Origin of the sequence: Nonomuraea sp. NPDC050680 (assembly GCF_040654555.1) — a bacterium.
Classification (GTDB): Bacteria; Actinomycetota; Actinomycetes; order Streptosporangiales; family Streptosporangiaceae; genus Nonomuraea.
In genome coordinates, this window is the sequence record NZ_JBFAIF010000010.1 from 112,624 (window position 1) to 128,603 (window position 15,980).

Here is a 15,980-nt window from a genome sequence, read left to right on the forward strand (position 1 = left end):
TGGGCCATGTCTCGTTTATTCATCGGATGTCTGAGAGATCAGCCTTGTTGGCGTTACCCCCCGTCAGCCCAACGAGAGAGCGATCGCCATGCAGCGCCGCCGCACCCCCTCCAGAGTCTTGTCCGCCTGCGCCGCCCTCCTTCTCGCCCTGACCGCCTACATCGTCGGCGCTCCCGGCGCCGGCGCGGAGGTCGAGCACCCGCGGCAGCAGTGGCTGCGCGACTCGACCGCGGGACTTTTCCTGCACTGGGGCATGTTCACCGCGCCCCGTCACCTCGACTGCGCCGCGTGGGAGCGGGACGTCACAGGTGGTGGCTGGAGCCCTGACTACTGGGTCGACGAGGCCCGCAAACTGGGCGCCTCCTACATCGTGCTGGCCACCTTCCACAGCAGGCTCGGCTACGCCCGGCCGTGGCCGTCGAAGATCCCCGGCAGCTGCGCCACCCAGCGTGACCTGCTCGGTGAGCTGGTGAAGGCGGGCCAGGCCAAGGGCGTACGGGTCATCCTCTACATGACCGACGACCCGCAGTGGCACAACGAGCAGGGCGTCGAGACGCTCGACTCCGCCGCCTACTCCGCCTACAAGGGCCGCTCGGTCGACCTGACCACCAGGAACGGGTTCGGCCAGTTCAGCTACGACCTGTTCTTCGAGGTCATGGCGAACTACCCGGACCTGGCCGGGTTCTGGATCGACAACGACAACGAGTACTGGGAGCAGAACCAGCTCTACGAGCAGATCCGGCAGAAGCGCCCGTCCTGGTTGCTGAGCAACAACAACGAGGACACCCCGATCATGGACACGGTCAGCAACGAGCAGAAGACCGGCATGACACCGGCCTACGACTACCCGCAGGCCGCCTTCACTCCGATGCCGCGCCTGACCGAGGCCGACTACAAGCTCCCGACCACCGGTGACTGGTGGTACGACGGCGGCAGTCACCCCGTCGACTTCCGGCTCAGCACCGGCCGCTACGTCACCAACGCCGGCTCCTCGATGAAGTCGCTGATGGCCGAGACCCCGATGGTCAACGGCAGGTTCCCGCCGCAGCAGGAGGAGTTCAACACCTTCATGGCCGGATGGGTGCCGCCGATCCGGTCGTCGCTGCAGGGAACCGAGGGCGGCGGCTACATGTACGGCGGCATGCAGCCGGGCTTCTGGAACGACGGCGCGCACGGCGTCGTCACCGTCGAGCGCGGCGCGAAGGTCCAGTACGTGCACGTGGTCACCAGGCCCAGGACCGATCAGGTACGGCTGCGCGACAACGGCTACCGGGTGTCCGCGGTGAGCGATCTGCGTACCGGCGAGCGCATGCGGTTCGCCCAGTCCGGCGGCTACCTGACCATCCTCGGCATCACCAAGTGGGACGACTACGACACCGTGTTCAAGGTCGAGACCCGTGGCCAGGAGCACTTCTACCCCCAGGGCGCGCTCAAGGCGACCGCCACGTCCACCCGCGCGGGTCATCCGGCGAGCGCCCTGGTCGACGGCAGCTTCCAGAACTACTGGGACGCCGACGCCAAGCTGCCCGTCTCGCTCACCCTGGACCTCGGCAAGCGGCGCGAGGCCGCCTACCTGGCGGTCAACCAGCGCGAGTGGTCGCCGACGTACGCCCGCGAGACCTTCGGCCGCCCCGAGGACTCGGCCCGGATCAAGGACTACCGCGTCTACGCGAGCGACGACGGCAAACACTCGGGCAAGCCCGTACGAGCCGCGGCGATGCGCAGCGCGCGCGGCGTGCAGTTCGTCGACCTCGGCGGCACCCGCGCCCGCTACCTCAAGCTGGAAGTCCTCAACACCTGGGGCGGCCCGCAGGCGCCGCGCTTCTACCAGGAGCTTCAGATCGACGAGATCAAGGTGGCCTCGGCCTACCCGGTGGGCCTCGGGGCGGCGGTGCCGCTGGAGGCGGAGCGGCAGGCCAGCAGCGGCTCGGCCCGGCCGGACCTGTGCCAGGCGTGCTCCGGCCTGGCCAGGGTGGTGGGACTGGGCGGCGGGCCGCGCAACGCGGTCACCTACCGCGAGGTCACGGTGCCGGCGGCCGGGACGTACCGGCTCGAACTCGATCACACCGCCGCCGCGGCCACCTCATTGTCGGTGAGCGTCAACGGCGCCGCGGCGGTGGAGGTGCCGGTGAACGGCGACAACGCCGACGTTCCCGCCGCCACGGCGCTGGCGGTGCCGCTTAACGCGGGCGCCAACACGATCACGCTGTCCAGTACGGCCCGGCAGGGCCCCGGGCTCGACCGGATCGCCGTCGCGCCGATGCCCCCGGCCTCGGAGGTCCCGAAGACGACGATGACCGTGGACCCGTCCGGCCTGCAGTGGGCCGGTCCCGGACAGCAGTCGATGAAGGTGTCGGCGAAGCTGCGGCTCGACGTCGACGACGCGCTGGACCAGGTCAACCTGGCCCCGGTGGTGCCGGCCGGCTGGACGGTGACGGGCGCCGCCGCGACGGCCGCCACGCTGCGGCTCGGTCAGACGCTGGAGGGCACCTGGACCCTCACCTCGCCGCCCGGCCAGGACGTCACCGCGGCGGACATCCCCATCAACGCCTCCTTCCAGGTGCTGGGCCGGCCCAACCAGGTCACCAGGCAGCTGCGGATACGGTTGCGCCCGGCCGACCGGGTGTTCGTGCGTGAGGCCGAGGACTCGCGCAACCGGCTCGGCAGCGCGGGCATCACCAGCTGCTCGCCCTGCTCGGGTGGGCAGAAGGTGCGCAACCTGGGCGGGGCGGCGGACGCGTACGTGCTGTTCGAGAACGTCACCGTCGACACGGCCCGTCAGTACACGCTGTTCATCGACTTCACGGTCAACGGCGACCGCTCGTACTTCGTCACCGTCAACGACGCCGCGCCGATCGAGGTGAAAGTGAGCGGCGTCGGCAACAACACCCCGTACACGACGTCCGTGCCCGTCACCCTGCGGGCGGGCGCCAACACCATCAAGATCCACAACGATACGGAGGCCGCGCCCGACCTGGACCGGCTGTCACTCGGCTGAGGCCGGTGCCCGCGCCGTGCCGCCGGGCTCCCCGGCGGCGCGGGGCGGCTGCCAGGGCCAGCGGCCGTCCAGCTCGACCTGGAGCGAGACGCTCAGGAACGTGCGGACCGCGACGATGATGGCCAGCACCCCGACGCTCTGGAAGGTGGGGGAGACGGCCACGGTCTTGATGATGTCGGCCCCGACCAGGAACTCCAGCCCCAGGAGGATGGACCGGCCCACGCCCCGCCGGTAGGCCTGGTAGAGGCCGGCCACCTGGCGGGTCCGCGCCAGGCTCACGCCGTAGGTGACGGTGGCGATGACCAGGCCGGCCGCGATCACGGCCACGCCCGCGATGTCCAGCACCGTGCCGATGAGCTCGATGACGTCCTTCACCTGCACGCTGCCCCCTCCGCGGCCCGCCGATACGTCCGGATCATGGTCGCATACGCCACTTGGGCGCGCTCGCGTCATCCGGGGTGTACCCGCCGGCGCGCATGCCTGTCACGTGGTGCTAGGGGTGGGCGGCCAGCAGGCGGGCGCGGCTGTTGCTCAGGTGGACGCGGGTCGCGGCGCGCGCGCCGTCGCCGTCCTGGCGCTCGATGGCCGCGTAGATGTTCTCGTGCTCGACCACGATCTGCTCGAAGTGCCCCTGCCCGGCGGGCGACAGCCGGTCGCGCGGCACGATGATCATGGAGGGGCCGAACGAGGTGATCAGGTCGGCGAAGTAGCGGTTGCCGGTCGCCAGCGCGATGCGGAGGTGGAACTGGAAGTCGGCGTTCACCGCCGTACTCGGGTTGTCGGCGCTGGCGGCGAACCGGTCGAGCGCCGCCCGCAGGTCGTCCAGGCGCGGCCCCCCGCCGCGGCGGGCGGCCAGCGCGGCGGCCTCGACCTCGAAGGCCATGCGGAAGTCGAGCAGGTCGACCACGTCATCGACGGTCAGCTCGCCGCTCTGGCCGAACTCGAACCTGGCCGAGCCCGGCCGCGCCAGGACGAAGCTGCCGCGGCCGTGCTGGGTCTCCACGAGCCCGGCGGCCTGCAGCCGCGAGATGGCCTCGCGCACGACCGTCCTGCTCACGCCGTACGTCTCCACCAGGCTGCTCTCGGTCGGCAGCTTGTCGCCGGGGTGGATGACGCCTTCCTGGATGCGCGCCGTCAGGTCGTCGACGAGGGTCTGGGTCAGGCTCGCCATCGCGGCGTCAGTCCTTTCTGGTGCCGAACTCGCACTGGTCCGCGGTCCACTTGGCGGCCTGCTCGCTCGGGGTCAGCCCGAGGCCGGGGCGGTCGGGCACGATCATCCTGCCATCACGGATCTCCAGGCGCTCGTCGAACAGCGGCTCCAGCCACTCGAAGTGCTCGACCCAGGGCTCCAGTCCGTAGGCGGCGGCCAGGTGCAGGTGGATCTCCATCGCGAAGTGCGGGGCCAGCTGCAGGCGGTTGTGCTCGGCCAGCGCCGCCAGGCGCAGGAACGGCGTGATGCCGCCGATGCGCGGCGCGTCGGGCTGGATGACGTCGGCGGATCCGAGGCGGATGAGCTCGGCGTGCTCGGCGACGCTGGTGAGCATCTCGCCGGTCGCGATCGGCGTGTCGAGCGAGGCCGCGAGCGCCGCGTGGCCGGCGCTGTCGTAGGCGTCCAGCGGCTCCTCGATCCAGACCAGCCCGAACTCCTCCAGAGCCCGGCCCATGCGCTGGGCGGCCGGCCGGTCCCACTGCTGGTTGGCGTCCACCATGAGGGGTACGCCCTCGCCCAGGTGCTCGCGCACCGCGGCGACCCTGGCCAGGTCGATCCGGGAGTCGGGGTGGCCGACCTTGAGCTTGATGCCGCCGATGCCGCGTTCGAGGGCGGCGCTCGCGTTCTCGATGACCTGCTCGATCGGGGTGTGCAGGAAGCCGCCGGAGGTGTTGTAGCAGCGTACGGAGTCGCGGTGGGCGCCCAGCAGCTTGGCCAGGGGGAGTCCGGCGCGCTTGGCCTTCAGGTCCCACAGCGCGACGTCGAGGGCCGCGATCGCCTGGGTGGACAGGCCGCTGCGCCCGACCGACGCCCCCGCCCAGACGAGCTTCTCCCACAGGCGGGCGATGTCGCTGGGGTCCTCGCCGAGCAGGTCCGGGGCGATCTCCCTGGCGTGCGCGTACTGGCCGGGGCCGCCGGCGCGCTTGGAGTAGCTGAAGCCGAAGCCCCGCCGGCCGCTCTCGGCGCCGATCTCGGCGAACAGGAAGGCGATCTCGGTCATCGGCCGCTGTCGCCCGGTGAGCACTTTCGCGTCACTGATCGGGGTGGCGAGCGGCAGATAGACCGAGGAGAGCCGGATCCAGGAGATGCGGTCTGAGGAAGTCATGGCGGTCATCGTACAACTCGCCATGTCATCATACAACTATGCCGTCGGACAGCCGCTAGAACTCGGCGGTCCCCGACAGGTCCATGGGGGCCATGCGCTCGATGGCCAGCCTGGTGCGCTCCATCGCTTCGGTGATCTCCTTCGTCCGTTCCTCGGTGAGGTTGGCGATGGGCACCGAGCAGCTGATGGCGTCGGTCGTCGGGCTGGTGTAGCGCAGCGCGAAGCCGAAGCACATGACGCCGGCGTAGTTCTCCTCGTCGTCGATGGCGTAGCCGCGCCGGCGCGTCAGCTCCAGATCCCGGGTCAGGGCGTCACGGTCCACCAGCGTCTTGGGCGTCAGGGGAGTGAGCTGCGGGGGGATCGGCACCTCCAGGCCGGTGCCCAGCCGTTCGGCCAGCAGCGACTTGCCCATGGCCGTGCTGAAGGCGGGCAACCGGCGCCCGACCCGGCTGAAGGGGCGCAGATACTGGCTCGACTCCTTGGTGGCCAGGTAGACGATGTCGCCCCGGTCCAGGCGGCCGAAGTGGATGGTCTCGTCGAGCAGCGCGCTGAGGTCGTTGATGTGCGGCTGGACGATGCGCAGGTAGGGGTCGGTGTCGAGATAGGTGGTGCCCGCCAGCAGGGCGCGGATGCCGATGCTGTACAGCGTCCCGCTCGCGTCGGTGCGCACCCAGCCGCGCTCGACCAGCGTGCGGATCAGCGCGTAGATGCTGCTGCGGGGCGCGCCGAGCGCGTCGCTGAGCTCGCGCAGACGGGCCGGCCGGTTCTGTCGCGAGGCAAGGAGCTCAAGGAGTTCGACCGTGCGGGCGGCGGATTTCACGCCCCGCACGCCGCTCTGCGCCGTGCCCTCGGCCTCGTCTAGGGGGAGTGTCATCGCACCTCATCTGTCGGGGGACGGCCTGTTGACACATTACCAATTTTGGAGCGAGACTGCTCGCCACGTAACAGGCATCTACATATGGAGACAGGATGACCGCTACGTATACAAGTGACGATGTACGCGCCAGGCTTCGCCGAAGCATGGAGACCGGCGTGCTGTCGTTCCCGCTGACGCCGTTCGACGCCGACGGGGCCCTGGACATCGGCGCCTTCCGCGCCTACCTCCGCGACCAGATCGCGGCCGGTCCCGGCGCGGTGTTCCCGTGCTGCGGGACGGGCGAGTTCTTCTCCCTGGCCGAGGACGAGTACGAAAGGCTCGCCACGGCCGCGGTCGAGGAGGCGGCCGGGGCGCTGCCGGTGGTCCTGGGGGCCGGCTACGGCTGGGCCCAGGCCGCCCGTTTCGCCACCATCGCCGAGCGGGCCGGGGCCGACGCGCTGCTGCTGATGCCGCCCTATCTGGTGGAGGCGCCCCAGGAGGGCTTGGTCGAGCACGTACGGCGGGTCGCCGAGAGCACCTCGCTGCCCGTCATCGTCTACCAGCGCGCCCAGATGAAGGTGGCGGTGGACAGCGTCGCCGGGCTGGCCGCGATACCGAACGTGATCGGCCTCAAGGACGGCCATTGCGACCTCGACCAGTTGCAACGGCTCAAGCTGGCCGCGCCGCCGGAGTGGCTGTTCTTCAACGGCGCCGCGACGGCCGAGATGCAGGCCCGCGCCTACCGGAGCATCGGCGTGCCCGCCTACTCCTCCGCCGTGCACGCCTTCGCCCCCGAGATCGCCAAGGACTTCTTCCAGGCCTTCCACGCCGACGACCACGAGCGGGTCGAGCTGCTGCTGAGCCGCTTCTACGTCCCCCTGGTCGAGCTGCGCGACAAGGGCATCGGCTACGGCGTCTCGCTGGTCAAGGCCGCGGCTAAGCTGCGGGGAATGCCCGTGGGCTCCGTACGCGCCCCGCTCGCCGACCCTCCGCCCGAGCACCTCGAACAACTCCGCGCCCTGCTGGACACGGGCCTCGACCTCGTCCGGTAAGGAAGGAATCTCCATATGTCGCAACCCATCCCCCGGATCGTCAGGGCGACCGTCACCCCGATCTTGATCAGCGACCCGCCGCTGCTCAACGTCCTCGGCGTCCACCAGCCGTACACCCCGCGCACCATCGTCGAGCTCGAGACCGACACCGGCGCCACCGGGGTCGGCGAGACCTATGGCGACACCGAATACCTGGAGGTGGCGCGGAACGTCGCCAAGGCCGTCATCGGCCGGCCGCTCACCGCGCTGAACGGGCTGCACGAGCTGGCCTACGACTCGGCGGGGCTGACGCCCGGCACGATCAACGAGTTCGACCCGGCCGGGCTGCGCGGCAGCCGTACCAACGAGAAGATCGTCCGCAGCGTGGTCTCGGCGTTCGAGGTCGCCAGCCTGGACACCCTCGGCCGGACGCTCGGCCTGCCCGTGCACGCGCTGCTCGGCGGCAAGGTGCGCGACCGGGTCGACTACAGCGGCTACCTGTTCTACCGCTGGGCCGAGCACCCCATGGAGGACGCGCCGCGCGACGACTGGGGCGCCGCCCTCGACCCCGAAGGCGTCGTACGGCAGGCGCGGCGCTTCACCGAGACCTACGGATTCGGCTCCTTCAAGCTCAAGGGTGGCGTGTTCCCGCCCGAGGAGGAGATCGCGGCCATCAAGGCGCTGGCCGAAGCCTTCCCCGACCACCCCCTGCGCCTGGACCCGAACGGCGGCTGGTCGGTCGAGTCGAGCGTGCGCGTCGCCGAGGAACTCGACGGCCTGCTGGAGTACCTGGAGGACCCGACCACCGGCATCGACGGCATGGCGCAGGTACGCGCCAGGACCGGCGCGCTGCTGGCCACCAACATGTGCGTCACCACGTTCGGCGAGATCCCCGAGGCGTTCGCCAAGGACGCCGTCCAGGTGGTGCTGTCCGACCACCACTACTGGGGCGGCCTGCACGCCACGCGCGAACTCGCGGCGCTGTGCCGCACCTACGGAGTCGCGCTCTCGATGCACTCCAACACCCACCTCGGCATCAGCCTGGCCGCGATGACCCACGTCGCCAGCGTCATTCCGGACCTGAAGTACGCCTGCGACAGCCACCGGCCCTGGCAGATCGAGGACGTCATCACCGAGCCGCACCGCTTCGTCGGCGGCGCCGTCGAGGTGTCCGACACCCCCGGCCTCGGAGTCGAACTCGACCGCGACGCCTTGGCCACCCTGCACGAACGCTGGAACAGGCTCAGCGGCTTCCGCGACAGAGACGATGTGGCCGCCATGCGCGTGGCCGACCCCACATGGGTCCAACCCCCGCTTCCACGCTGGTGAAAGAGAGAACACTCTGATGAGAATGTCATCCACGATCGGCCTGCGCATCGGCGGCGCCCTGCTGGCAGTGGTCGCGCTGTCCGCCTGCTCGGTCAAGGGCGGCGGTGCCGGCGACGGCGCCGCCTACCCGAGCAAGGCCGTGGAGTTCACCGTCCCGACGGAGCCGGGCGGCAGCACCGACCTGGTCACCCGCGCCCTGGCCAAGAGTATCGAGAAGCCACTCGGCAAGCCCGCCGTGGTGGTCAACAAGCCGGGCGCCAACGGCAAGATCGCCGGTAAGGACGTCTTCAGCAGCAAGCCCGACGGCTACCGGGTGGCCGTGATGCCGCAGTCGCTGTTCGCCATCGGGCCGCTCATGGTCCAGGACCCCGACGCCATCAAGCTCGACGACATGACCTTCATCAAGGGGCTGGCCGTCGAGGACTACGCCCTGGTCGTGCCGGCCGGCTCGCCGTACAAGTCGCTCAAGGACCTGCTCGCGGCCGGCAACCTCAAGTACGGCACCACCGGCGCGGGGACGGGCAGCCAGCTGTCCCAGGCCCTGCTGTTCGGGGTGGCGAAGGTGAAGGCGACGCCGGTGCCGTTCGACGGCGGAGCCCCCACGATCACCGCGGTCCTGGGCGGCAAGGTCGACGCGGCGTCCGTGCAGATCGCCGAGGCCGCCAAGCATGTCCAGTCCGGCAAGCTCCGGGCGCTGGCCGTGTTCGGCACCAAGCGCGTCGAGGCACTGCCCGACACGCCGACGGCCACCGAGTCGGGCTATGACGTCGTGGTGGACCAGCGCAGGTTCGTGGCCGGGCCCGCCGGGCTGCCGGCCGACGTACGCGACAAGCTGGCCGGCGCCATCGACAAGGCCATCGCCACGCCCGAGTACGGCGAACTGCTGAAGTCCAACTACATCGGCCGCTGGGAAGTCGGCGGCGACGAGGTCAAGACGCAGCTCACCAAGGCCCAGGGCGAGTTCGCCGCGCTGACGAAGAAGCTCGGGATCGACCTCACGGGCCAGCAATGACCAGCGTCGTACCCGAGGAAGGCGTGCCGGAGGAGGAGGGGCTTCCCATCCCGCCGAGTCCGGCCTACGCCCGCCGGCAGAACATCGTCGCGGCGCTCGTCCCGCTCGCCATCGGCGTGATCACCGCGATCATGTCGTGGAGCCTGGGGGTCGGCACGCTGTCCAACCCGGGCCCCGGACTGTGGCCGCTGGCCGTCAGTGTCGCCATGGTCGTGACCGCGGCGGTGCTCGTGCTGCGGTCCGGGCCGACCGGCGAGGAGGAGACCTTCACCCGCGAGGCCCTGATCGTCGTCGTCGCGGCCGTCTCCCTCGTGGGCTACGCGCTGCTGTTCGAGCGGATCGGCTTCGAGATCCCCACCGTGGCGCTGCTGGTCCTGTGGCTGAAAGGGCTCGGGCGAGAGGGCTGGCGGATGACCGTGATCATCTCGCTCGGCACGACCGCCGTCCTCTACCTGCTGTTCGTCACCGGGCTGGGCGTGTCACTCCCGCACATCCTGCCCTTCTGAACCAGATCGGCTGACCATGGATTTCTTCTCCCCGGTGATCGCCGGGTTCGGGGTCGTCTTCCAACCGGAGAACCTGTTCTACTGCCTGCTCGGCGTCACGCTGGGCATGCTGGTGGGCGTCCTGCCCGGCCTCGGGCCCGCCGCCACGATCGCGATCCTGCTGCCGGTCACGTACAACATCGAGCCGACGGCCGCGATCATCATGCTCGCGGGCATCTTCTACGGCGCCCAGTACGGCGGCACGATCACCTCGGTGCTGCTGCGGCTGCCGGGCGAGGCGTCCAGCGTGGTGACCGCGATCGACGGCCACGAGATGGCCAGACAGGGCCGGGCCGGCTCCGCGCTCGGCATCGCGGCGATCGGCTCCTTCATCGGCGGCACGGTCGCGGTCATCGCGCTCACCTTCGTCGCCCCGCTGGTGGCCGGGTTCGCGCTGGACTTCGGCCCCGCCGAGTACACGGCGCTGGCGCTGCTCGGCATCCTGCTGGTCTCGACGCTCGGCACCGGTTCCACGACCAAGAGCATCCTGATGGCCACCGTCGGTCTGCTCCTGGCCACCATCGGTCAGGACCCGCTGGCCGGCACCTCGCGCCTGACGTTCGGTAGTGACCAGCTGCTCGACGGCATCGACTTCGTGATCGTCGCGATGGGTCTGTTCGGCGTCGGCGAGATCCTCTACAGCCTGGAGTCGCTGCGCGGCAAGAGCGCCCCCGCGCCCAGCGTCGGCTCCGTCTACCCCTCACGCCAGGACCTCGGCGAGTCCAAGGGGGCCATCACCCGCGGCTCGCTGGTGGGCTTCATCCTCGGCATCCTGCCCGGCGGTGGGGCGACCATGTCGTCGATGGTGGCGTACGCGGTGGAGAAGAAGACCGCCAAGCACCCCGAGCGGTTCGGCAAGGGCGCCATCCAGGGCGTCGCCGGGCCCGAGACCGCCAACAACGCCGCCGCCACCTCCTCCTTCATCCCGCTGCTCACCCTCGGCATCCCGGCGAACGCGACCATGGCCATCATGTTCGGCGCGCTGCTGCTCCAGGGCATCACGCCGGGGCCGCTGCTGGTGCAGGAGAAGCCGGACCTGTTCTGGGGCGTGGTCAACTCGATGTACGTCGGCAACATCCTGCTGCTGGCCATGAGCCTGCCGCTGATCGGGATCTTCGTGAAGATCCTGCGTATTCGGGCGGCGATCCTGGCGCCGCTGACGATCCTGATCACCATGATCGGCGTCTACACCGTCCGTCTGAACGTCTTCGACATGTTCCTGATGGTCGGCCTCGGGATCGTGGGCTACCTGATGAAGAAGGTCGGCTTCGAGCCGGGGCCGCTGGTGCTGGCCTTCGTCCTCGGCAGCCTGCTGGAGTCGTCATTCCGGCGCTCGATGCGCCTGTTCGACGGCCAGCTGACCGGCTTCTTCGGCCAGCCGATCGCCGCGACGCTGCTGGTGGCGATCCTGCTCATCATCGTCGTCCCGCCGCTGAGCCGGCTCCTTCGCAAGCAACGCAGAAAGGCCGCAGCATGACGGTCATCGTGGGATATGTCCCCAACCCGCTGGGCCGGGTCGCGCTCGAGCACGCGATCGCGGAAGCCGCGCTCCGAGGAGTGCCGCTGAAGATCCTCAACGTCTCGCGGCCCGGCGCCTACGTCGACGCCTCGACCGCGGACGTGGAAGAGGTCAAGCGCCTGGTCCCGGAGGAGGTGTCGTACGACTTCGAGCAGGTGGCCGAGGACGACGTCGCCGAGGCCGTGCTCGCGGCGGCACAGGCGGCCTCGGCGAGCCTGATCGTCATCGGGCTGCGCAGGCGCTCACCGGTCGGCAAACTGATCATGGGCAGCAGCGCCCAGCGGATCCTGCTCGAAGCCGGCTGCCCGGTGCTCGCGGTCAAGGAGCGGGCTGCTCAGTGATGGTCCCCGCCCTGACGAGCCAGTCGACCGCCTCGGCGATGGCCTCCAGCGAGGTGTGGCGCGGCCGGTGACCGAGCACGCGCTCGGCCTTCTCCATGGAGCAGTGGGGGCTGTGCGCGATGTGGTCGTAGGTGATGCGGGCCTGCTCCTCCGACACCGTGTCCCGCCACTGCTCCCATGGCAGGTAGGCGAGCTGGGCCTGTCGCCCGAACCAGCCCGCCACCGCCTCGGCGTAGCCGCGCAGCGTCAGGGCGGTGGTGGCGACGGAGTGGAAGCTCTCGCCCACGGAGCCGGCCGGGTTGGCCAGCGCGTCCATGAACAGGCGCGCGACGTCGTCGGCGTGCACGTGCTGGACGGTCTCCATGCCCAGGTTGGGCAGCGTCACCTCCGTGCCGTCGGCCAGGGCCTGGAACACGGCCGGATCTAGGTTGCCCGCCGGGTTGACCGGCATCCATCCCGGGCCGGTGATGTGGCCGGGATGGATGACGGTGGCCGGGAAGCCGTCACGGTGGGCGCGGTCGAGCAGGTGCGCCTCGATGGCGGCCTTCTGGCGGCCGTAGTGGGCGATCGGCCGCCGCGGCCGATCCTCGGTCGTGGGCACCCGGGCGCTCGGGCCGTGCACCCAGATCGTGCCGCAGTGCAGGAAGTGACGTACGCGGCCGGCCAGCGCGACCGCCAGACGGCGCGCGCTGGATTCCTCGAAGCAGATCAGGTCGATGACGGCATCCGCCTCCAGCGCGACGATCCGCTTGCCGAAGGTGTCCGCGGCCTCCTCGGCCTCGCGGTCGGCGGTGACCGTGGTGACCCACTGCCAGGCGCCGTGCGGGGTGTACGGGCCCCGCCGGCCCCGGCTCACAGCGACCACGTCGTGCCCCGCGTCGACGAGACGGGGAACCAGGTAGGTGCCGATATGGCCGCTGGCGCCGATCACCACTATTCGCATGGGCTACAGATTAGTACTCGTAGGCCCCGGCTTCGATGGTGCCGTTCCCGCCCACCGCGGCTCCGGCCAGGTCGAGGGGGTTGAACTTCTTGACGCCGAGACCGATCGCCGGACTCCCGCTCAGCAGCCGCAGCGGCCTGCTCGGGTCGGTGTCGAACTTGGGGTCCTTACGCACGTTGGCGGTGCCCGCCGTCATCTGGTACTGGCCGCCGTAGAAGACGTTGTGGTCGTTGGCGGTGAAGGTGGAGTCGGCGTACGCGCTCTTGCCCGCGGCCACGACGATGTTCTGCGACAGCTTGAAGTGCGCGTTCGTGCAGCCCGCGTAGCAGACGACGCCCTCGGAGTCGGGGTTGGGCAGGTTCATCGAGTTGTTGCGGAACACGGTGCCGAACACCGGGCCGTTCGTCTCGATCTCGCCGTCGTCCTTCACCGGTCCGCGGGTGACGATGCCGGAGCGGGTCCTGTCTCCGTAGATGCCGTTGTACTCGAAGACGTTGCCCGAGGTCCCGTCGGGGTCGTTCGTCGATCCGTCGTCGTTGCGGCTGGTGCCCAGCTCGGTGAAGGTGTCGTTGTCGAGCGCGAGGTTGTGGTGGACGTAGTTGCGGGAGCCCATGAAGATCTCCACCGCCGCGCCGTCCCACTCGTAGTCGTAGCTGAAGGCCACCGATCCGGTGATGGTGTTCCAGCCGATGTTGGAGTCATCGCCCTGCACCAGCATCGCGAACGCGCCGGAGTCGTCGTTGTCGTTCTCCTCCTGCGGCGAGAGCTTGCTCATGAAGTTGTTGTTGACGAACTCGTTGCTGGTCACCGCGGTGTACTGGGCACTCGTCTCGATGTAGACGCCCGCCGCGGCGCCGGTGATGTAGTTCTGCTCGATGACGTTGTTGCTGCCGCCTACCTTGATCCCCGCCCACGAGCAGCGGCCCTGGTCCTGGTCCACGCCGATCTGCAGGTTGTAGACCTCGATGTGGTTGCCTCCGAGGTACAGGCAGGCCTCGATGTCGTCCTTGAGCACCGGACGGGCGCCCGTGCCGTAGGCGTCGACGACGATCGGGTTGTCCTCGTCGCCCGACTCGGTGATGGCCAGCTGCCCGGACCACGTGCTGCCGCGGCTGAGCATGAGCTTTTCGCCCGGGTCCAGCTCCGCCGCGGAAGCCTTGGCCAGCGTCTTCCACGCCGTTTCCGGGGAGTCGCCGGCGGCCGAGTCGTTGCCGTGGACGCTGTCGAGGTAGTAGGTGTCGATGTCATCCGCGGAGGCGGGGGCCGCGACGGCCCCCGCGAACGCTAACGCGAGGGCCGCCACACCCGCCACATACGACGTCAAGTTTCGTGACGTCAACTTCTGGGTCGATAAGTTCCAGGCGCGCAACTGAGTTCTCAGCCTCCTGATCGCGGTGACGAAGAAGCCAGAGGAAGATCATCTGGCTTGCGGGGTCACTGTAACCGCGATGCCTGGAGAATTTCGACACCCAAAATGACCATTTTGTATCCGGAACGTGTAAGGAAGTCGAATACCCATCCCAAAGGGGCGTTAGACGATCACCCTGCACACCAGGGCGTCGGACGTGCCCCGCCTGGCGCTCATGACGACCTCCGTGGTGAGGAACTTGCACGCCAGGTAGGGGTCGCCGGATCCGGCGTACTGCGGCGGGCCGCCGGTGCCGCTCGCGTAGCACCTGAGGCCGCCCGCCTCGTAGAAGCCGATCCACGAGGCCGAGCTGACCTTCGCGTGGCAGTAGTCGCCGATCGACGTCGGCCCGAAGGTGACGTCCACTTCGGCCGCCTGGGCGGGCAGGGCGAGGGCGATCAGGGTGGCGGCGGCGACCGAGGTCAGGGTGAGGACACGACGAAGCACGGCGACTCCAGATTCGGGGGGTGAACACTCAATCCGGAGTATCTGTTAGGAAAGTTTCTTGTGCAACAGGGTCACCCTCGCGGAAAAATCCCGTCATTTGGCGGAAAGCCGGTACCGTACCAGCCATCTCTGACGGATCACCGCATTTCGCAGGCCGACAAAGCAGCCCGCGAATGGCTCGCCACTCCACCCTCGTGCGCGCCGTCGGAGCCTCTGGAGGACCGCGAACGGGTTTGTCGGTCGGGGTCGCTAACGTTCGGCGCAGTTGCACAGCAGGGGCTGGAAAACCCCTGCTCATTAGACGTTCGTGCACGGTGAAAGGCGGGGACCGTTGGGTTGGCTGGCAGCGGGCGACGGGTATGAGGTCGCCCTCATAGAGGGCCGGGTGGCGGCGCGAGCCACCTCCGGCCGGTCGGCGGGACGGCAGCTGAAGTCGCTGCCGAAGGCATTGCGCGATCATCCCGAGGTGGACCGGATGCGCCGCTTCGCCGAGTGGCTCGACCGGCACGCCGCCGCGTGCGTGACGCAGGTGGACCTCTGGATGGTCTCCTCTCTGCCGGTGCCGACCGGGTTGCTGGCCCGCGTGTGGCGGGACGAGGCATGGCAGTCGGCCCTGCGGGACCTGGCCGTGGTCGGTGACGACCCCGACGAGGTCGGCTTCCTGCGGGACGCCACCGACAGCGGAGAGCTGCGGGTGGTCAACCTCGACGGCGAGACCGTACGCCTGTCACCGCGCACGGTGACCCTGCCGCATCCCGTGCTGCTGCCCGATCTGGACGACCTGCGGGAGTTCGCCGCGGAGCTGGGCGTAGTCCAGAAGGTCGAGCAGATTCACCGAGCCACCTGGCGCAAGCCCGCCGACCTCAAGGCGAGGGAGACGGCCGTGTCGGAGTTCTCCGGCGGCACCTACGACTCCAGGTTCGGCCTGGCCGCGCGGGCCACCGCGCTCGGCTACCGGGTCTCCGGCGGCTACACCACCTGCCGGGTCCGTGACGGGGGCAGCCTCTCGGAGGCGACCGTCTGGATCGGCGAGCCCTACTGGGACGGCGAGATGACGACGGGCGACCTGAGCTGGCAGGACCTCGACGGCAGGACACTGCCGCTGCGCGAGGTCGGGCCGGTGGCCTGGTCGGAGGGGATGCGGATGGCCGCGGCGCTCTACGCCGGGCGGCGGGTCGAAGAGGGGAAAAACGCGTGACCATGTCCCAGGCGACAGAACCGCAGTCTCAGGCCACA

15 protein-coding genes are annotated in these 15,980 nt (G+C 69.6%); 8 read left to right on the forward strand and 7 right to left on the reverse strand.

Going from position 1 to position 15,980, the window contains the following annotated elements; translation table 11 throughout:
- Positions 1 to 88 precede the first annotated feature (88 nt).
- Positions 89 to 2,998 (forward strand): CBM35 domain-containing protein, encoded by a 2,910-nt coding sequence (locus AB0H88_RS29940; protein ID WP_357650201.1) that lies wholly within the window; start codon positions 89 to 91, stop codon positions 2,996 to 2,998.
- Here AB0H88_RS29940 and AB0H88_RS29945 read toward each other — a convergent pair.
- From AB0H88_RS29945 to AB0H88_RS29960, 4 genes are all read right to left on the reverse strand, one after another.
- On the reverse strand, positions 2,987 to 3,379 hold the full coding sequence (locus tag AB0H88_RS29945; protein ID WP_357650203.1) for a DUF1622 domain-containing protein: 393 nt from the start codon (positions 3,377 to 3,379) through the stop codon (positions 2,987 to 2,989). The two genes, AB0H88_RS29940 and AB0H88_RS29945, sit on opposite strands and share 12 nt — an antisense overlap.
- 112 nt (positions 3,380 to 3,491) lie before the next feature.
- Positions 3,492 to 4,169 (reverse strand): FadR/GntR family transcriptional regulator, encoded by a 678-nt coding sequence (locus AB0H88_RS29950; RefSeq protein ID WP_357650205.1) that lies wholly within the window; start codon positions 4,167 to 4,169, stop codon positions 3,492 to 3,494.
- A gap of 7 nt (positions 4,170 to 4,176) precedes the next feature.
- Positions 4,177 to 5,313 (reverse strand): mandelate racemase/muconate lactonizing enzyme family protein, encoded by a 1,137-nt coding sequence (locus AB0H88_RS29955; RefSeq protein ID WP_357650207.1) that lies wholly within the window; start codon positions 5,311 to 5,313, stop codon positions 4,177 to 4,179.
- Between the two features lie 55 nt (positions 5,314 to 5,368).
- Complete coding sequence (locus AB0H88_RS29960) at positions 5,369 to 6,187, reverse strand: IclR family transcriptional regulator (protein ID WP_357650209.1); 819 nt, start codon at positions 6,185 to 6,187, stop codon at positions 5,369 to 5,371.
- 95 nt (positions 6,188 to 6,282) lie between these two features.
- On the opposite strand from AB0H88_RS29960, the gene AB0H88_RS29965 reads away from it, so the two are divergent.
- From AB0H88_RS29965 to AB0H88_RS29990, 6 genes are read left to right on the forward strand one after another with little or no spacing between them, the layout of a single operon-like run.
- A complete protein-coding gene (locus AB0H88_RS29965; protein ID WP_357650211.1) occupies positions 6,283 to 7,221 on the forward strand; it encodes a 5-dehydro-4-deoxyglucarate dehydratase in 939 nt (312 codons plus the stop codon).
- Between the two features lie 15 nt (positions 7,222 to 7,236).
- On the forward strand, positions 7,237 to 8,529 hold the full coding sequence (locus AB0H88_RS29970; protein ID WP_357650213.1) for a glucarate dehydratase family protein: 1,293 nt from the start codon (positions 7,237 to 7,239) through the stop codon (positions 8,527 to 8,529).
- Positions 8,530 to 8,551: 22 nt separating this feature from the next.
- Positions 8,552 to 9,541, forward strand: coding sequence for a tripartite tricarboxylate transporter substrate binding protein (locus AB0H88_RS29975; protein WP_357650215.1), 990 nt, complete (start codon positions 8,552 to 8,554; stop codon positions 9,539 to 9,541).
- Complete coding sequence (locus tag AB0H88_RS29980) at positions 9,538 to 10,047, forward strand: tripartite tricarboxylate transporter TctB family protein (protein WP_357650216.1); 510 nt, start codon at positions 9,538 to 9,540, stop codon at positions 10,045 to 10,047. The genes AB0H88_RS29975 and AB0H88_RS29980 overlap by 4 nt, the downstream gene beginning before the upstream one ends.
- A 16-nt stretch (positions 10,048 to 10,063) precedes the next feature.
- Positions 10,064 to 11,563: a tripartite tricarboxylate transporter permease gene (locus tag AB0H88_RS29985; protein WP_357650218.1), complete on the forward strand. Its 1,500-nt coding sequence runs from the start codon at positions 10,064 to 10,066 to the stop codon at positions 11,561 to 11,563.
- Positions 11,560 to 11,946 (forward strand): universal stress protein, encoded by a 387-nt coding sequence (locus tag AB0H88_RS29990; protein WP_357650220.1) that lies wholly within the window; start codon positions 11,560 to 11,562, stop codon positions 11,944 to 11,946. The genes AB0H88_RS29985 and AB0H88_RS29990 overlap by 4 nt, the downstream gene beginning before the upstream one ends.
- On the opposite strand, the gene AB0H88_RS29995 is transcribed toward AB0H88_RS29990, so the two are convergent.
- The 3 genes from AB0H88_RS29995 to AB0H88_RS30005 form a co-directional block, all read right to left on the reverse strand.
- The gene (locus tag AB0H88_RS29995; protein WP_357650222.1) at positions 11,924 to 12,889 is read right to left on the reverse strand and encodes an NAD(P)-dependent oxidoreductase; all 966 of its coding nucleotides are present in this window, start codon (positions 12,887 to 12,889) and stop codon (positions 11,924 to 11,926) included. The two genes, AB0H88_RS29990 and AB0H88_RS29995, sit on opposite strands and share 23 nt — an antisense overlap.
- 10 nt (positions 12,890 to 12,899) lie before the next feature.
- Complete coding sequence (locus AB0H88_RS30000; protein ID WP_357650224.1) at positions 12,900 to 14,213, reverse strand: hypothetical protein; 1,314 nt, start codon at positions 14,211 to 14,213, stop codon at positions 12,900 to 12,902.
- Between the two features lie 207 nt (positions 14,214 to 14,420).
- Positions 14,421 to 14,744 (reverse strand): hypothetical protein, encoded by a 324-nt coding sequence (locus tag AB0H88_RS30005; RefSeq protein ID WP_357650226.1) that lies wholly within the window; start codon positions 14,742 to 14,744, stop codon positions 14,421 to 14,423.
- A 331-nt stretch (positions 14,745 to 15,075) separates the two neighbouring features.
- Between AB0H88_RS30005 and AB0H88_RS30010 the strand changes: the two genes are divergently transcribed.
- Positions 15,076 to 15,942, forward strand: a complete 867-nt coding sequence (locus AB0H88_RS30010) for a DUF4132 domain-containing protein (RefSeq protein ID WP_357650228.1) — start codon at positions 15,076 to 15,078, stop codon at positions 15,940 to 15,942.
- The last annotated feature ends 38 nt before the right edge of the window (positions 15,943 to 15,980 follow it).